Annotated in this window: 4 protein-coding genes and 1 pseudogene; 2 read left to right on the top strand and 3 right to left on the bottom strand. The window is 65.7% G+C overall.

The genetic code is table 11. From position 1 onward, the window contains the following. Both HMPREF3121_RS03100 and HMPREF3121_RS03095 read left to right on the top strand, forming a co-directional pair. A pseudogene (locus tag HMPREF3121_RS03100) lies at nucleotides 1-662 on the top strand (hypothetical protein); the annotation flags it as partial. A gap of 74 nt (nucleotides 663-736) precedes the next feature. Further along, nucleotides 737-1,576 (top strand): siderophore-interacting protein, encoded by an 840-nt coding sequence (locus HMPREF3121_RS03095; protein ID WP_070519779.1) that lies wholly within the window; start codon nucleotides 737-739, stop codon nucleotides 1,574-1,576. A gap of 13 nt (nucleotides 1,577-1,589) precedes the next feature. Here the strand turns inward: HMPREF3121_RS03095 and HMPREF3121_RS03090 are convergent, their stop codons facing one another. The 3 genes from HMPREF3121_RS03090 to HMPREF3121_RS03080 form a co-directional block, all read right to left on the bottom strand. Further along, nucleotides 1,590-2,276: a sortase family protein gene (locus HMPREF3121_RS03090; protein ID WP_168161358.1), complete on the bottom strand. Its 687-nt coding sequence runs from the start codon at nucleotides 2,274-2,276 to the stop codon at nucleotides 1,590-1,592. A 172-nt stretch (nucleotides 2,277-2,448) separates the two neighbouring features. Beyond that, nucleotides 2,449-3,144, bottom strand: a complete 696-nt coding sequence (locus HMPREF3121_RS03085; RefSeq protein WP_083291221.1) for a sortase family protein — start codon at nucleotides 3,142-3,144, stop codon at nucleotides 2,449-2,451. Between the two features lie 131 nt (nucleotides 3,145-3,275). Then, nucleotides 3,276-3,525, bottom strand: a 250-nt coding sequence (locus HMPREF3121_RS03080) for an LPXTG cell wall anchor domain-containing protein (RefSeq protein ID WP_141742950.1), incomplete at its 5' end; no start/stop codon positions are given.

Here is a 3,525-nt window from a genome sequence, read left to right as displayed (position 1 = left end):
ACCATGTCGTCGACTACGACCCCACCCACACCACCAGTGGCGGTGGTGGTTCCGGCAGTGGTTATGGGTTGGGTGTGACGGCGACGTGGAATCTGCAGTGTTTGTGCCAGCGCCACCACAACTTGAAGACCTCGAAGCATTGGCGTGCGGTGATGCATGCCGATGGGTCGGTGACATGGATCGACCATGCCGGACATGTGTTTGCCACCACGGTGGCCCACGGGCCGATTGCCCATATCGGTCGGCAGACGTTTTCCCAGCGGGCCACTAGGAGGGCGTCGACGATTCACGGGGATAATCTGCGGCGGATGAAAGCCGAAGCCGACAGGCAGGCGGCGATGGAGCAGGCCGATATCGATGCCGCACTGCGCACACACGCCCGTCAGACCAGACGGTATGAGCAGGCGTTGGCTGATTTCATTGCCGGGCCGCTCAACTCCGATGACCCGGATGTGCGGCAACAGGCCGGCGGGTTGGTGGTCGCGGCTGATGATGGGTGGCCGTGTGTCGATGATGTGGTGTGGTCGCGGCAGCAGGTCTCGGCGCGGGTGGCCAGGCGTCGGCGTGAGCAGGGGTCTGGGTGGTGTCGGGCTGATGTGGATGCCCACCGCGTGCCGCAGCCGCCGAAGCCGTTGGGACCGCGACCCGGCATTCCCTTCTGACGCATCCCCGTTCTTGGGCAACTCCTCACCAGGGCCGAGACCACATCAACAAAGGTTAGGCTACGATTCCATTTATGGCTCGAATCACTTCCACGTTCACCGTCACCGCTTCCGACCGGGTCTCCCCGACCATCCAGCGGGTGATGTTCGACGTCTCGGACATCACGCCTTTCGCGGACTCCCCGAACACCGACGCCTACGTGAAGCTGGTCTTCGAACCCCCGGCCGAAGAAGACTCCGGCACCGATGCAGCGACCACGGAGACCGCAGCAGGGATCATGCGGACGTACACCGTCCATTCGATCGACGCCGACGCGGCAACGCTCGCCATCGATTTCGCACTGCACGGCGACGAGGCCGGCAACTCCGGCTCCGGCTCCGGCATCGCCTGCGCCTGGGCATTGTCGGCACGCCCCGGCGACGTGATCGAAGCACTCGGCCCGGGCGGCGCCTACTCCCCCAACCCCGACGCCACCCGCCACCTCCTCTGCGGCGACGCGACCGCAATTCCCGCAATCGCATCCGCCATCAAGGCACTTCCCGCCGACGCGATCGCCGACGTCGTGGTTGAAGCCCCCGACTACGCCGACGTCGACCTGATCCCCAACCACCCCGGCGCGGCAATCACCCACGTCACCCCGTCGAACGCCCCCGACGCCGAACCCGGGGATTCGTTGGTGGAGATGACCACGGCGATCGTCGGAAAGCTGGAATCACGACCCGACTTCGACCCCACCGGAATCCAGGTCTTCATCCACGGCGAAGCCAACGCGGTGATGAAACGCATCCGCCCCATGCTGAAAGACGCCGGCCTCCAGGTCCGCGGCGCCTCCATCTCCGGTTACTGGCGCGTCGGCCGCACCGAAGAGGGCTTCCGCACCTGGAAGAAGGAAAACCGACCCGACGACGCCTGAGACCGAACCAGCGTCAGCCATCCACCCCGTCATCATCCTCGACCCGGTCGAACTGGTACCCCACCACCGCATTGTGCAACACGGGCTCGTTGGGAGTTGACGCGCGCAAACACGTCAAGAGCACCAGGCGCCCGGGCATGGGCTCGGTACCCCACACATCATCGTCGACGGCGAGATCCACCTTCATCGGCGTATGGAAATCGGTCGCCTTGTACACGAGCCACTTGCTTCCCGACGCCTCCGTCCGCACGCGCAACTCGTCGCCAAGCTTGACGTTGAACTCCTGCTTCACCGAGTCGTAGACGTCATCGAAAACACCCGGGGGCCGGGTGTTGGCGTGACCCGCCAACACGGCGACATCCTCCTGATCCGTCGACGGCAACACGTACGGCTTGTCGTCGGCGGTGTAGAAACACACGTCCATCAGCTGCACCGGGTCCACGCCATAGGCCGTCATCGGACACAACTCATCGACCACAGGCTCCGACAAACCCAAGCCCGGCATGGAGATCTCCACCGGCATCGACGCCTCGATGGCGGCCTGATCGACCTCCCCGGTTTCCCCGGTCTCCCCCGTCTCCGGGGAAGCGGGCGACGGCGGTGTATCCGACCCGCACGCGGTGAGCAACAACGGTACTGCGGCCAATGCCGCGATAACGGCCGACCGCACTCCGCGCGGTCGAGCAAGCGAAGTGGACATGATGATCTTCTCCTGAAAGTCGCGACCCTCCGATGTCACGAAACCCGCCACGTCCGTCGAAGAGTCGGTCTGGCACTGCATTAACCGGCACTGCATTAAGCCGAATATTCGAAAAGGTGTTGTCGCTGGTGGTGGAGCCGTTCATGGCGTAGGCGGGCGCCAACCCCGTGCGTCAGAGATCCGGGGCATCGGCAAGACCCGCGAAGGTCCAGCCGACGATGACGTTGTGCGTCGCAGCGGCGAAGGGATTGCGGGACTCGATGCAGCTGATGGTCAGCATCCGCCCCGGCATCGGACCATCGCCCCACACTTCGGCGGAGCCGCCGAGGGACGCCTTGTCGATGCCGTGAAAATCGGTCGCCTCGTACACCAGCCACCGATCCCCGCCGGCTCGGGTGCGCACGAGCAATTCGTCGCCCTTCTCCAAGGTGAAGGAGTCGGTGCCGTTGTCGTAGAGGTCGTCGAACACCGCATCCCGGCCACTTGCGGCATGACCCGCAAGCACCGACAGATCGGGCGCGTCGGTGCCCGGCAGCGAGTACGGACGATCATCGGCGACGTAGTAGCAAGCGGTGTCCAATGTCGGCGGGTCGAGCGCACCGTCCGTCAACGGGCAGGCTTGGGCGTCGATGTCGGCGCGCAACCCCAAGGCCGGGATGGCCATCTCGAGGGGCTGCGACGTGGCAATGTCCTCAATCGGCTCGGAGACGTCGACGGTGGCGTCGACACGATCGACCGGCGACCGGGAATCCGCGAACGGGCCGAAACCGAGGAAGTGCGCGCCGACGGCGAAAGCTGCGATGACCACCAACGCAACCACGACATCCGTCAACCGCACGCCGCCGCGCGATCGCGTCATGCCGGACATCACCGCACCTCCCGAACCGAACCCGCACTTTCCACCTTCTTACCGATGAACGACGGGTTCGGCGCCGGCCGGGCGGTTGGTCCCTCACCGGTCCGGCGCCGTCCGCATCACTCCCGGAAACTCAACCTCACTCAGGCTTGACGACGACGCAGCGCGTACGTGCCACCCGCAACCGAGATCAGCACCACGCCACCTGCAGCAGCCCACGCGGCGGTGGTGTCGCCGGTACGCGCCGGCACGCCACGATCACCCGGCCGCGGACGTTCCCGCGGGTCGGTCGGACGGGGCTTGTCCTTGTCCTTGTCGTCGCCCCCGTTGCCGTCGCCGTCTTCATCGTCGCCCCCGTTGCCGTCGCCGCCGTCATCGCCGTCGTCGCCGCCG

The sequence above is a fragment of the Corynebacterium sp. HMSC11E11 genome, from assembly GCF_001807025.1.
GTDB classification, from domain to species: domain Bacteria; phylum Actinomycetota; class Actinomycetes; order Mycobacteriales; family Mycobacteriaceae; genus Corynebacterium; species Corynebacterium freneyi.
This window is presented reverse-complemented; position numbering and strand designations above follow the sequence as displayed.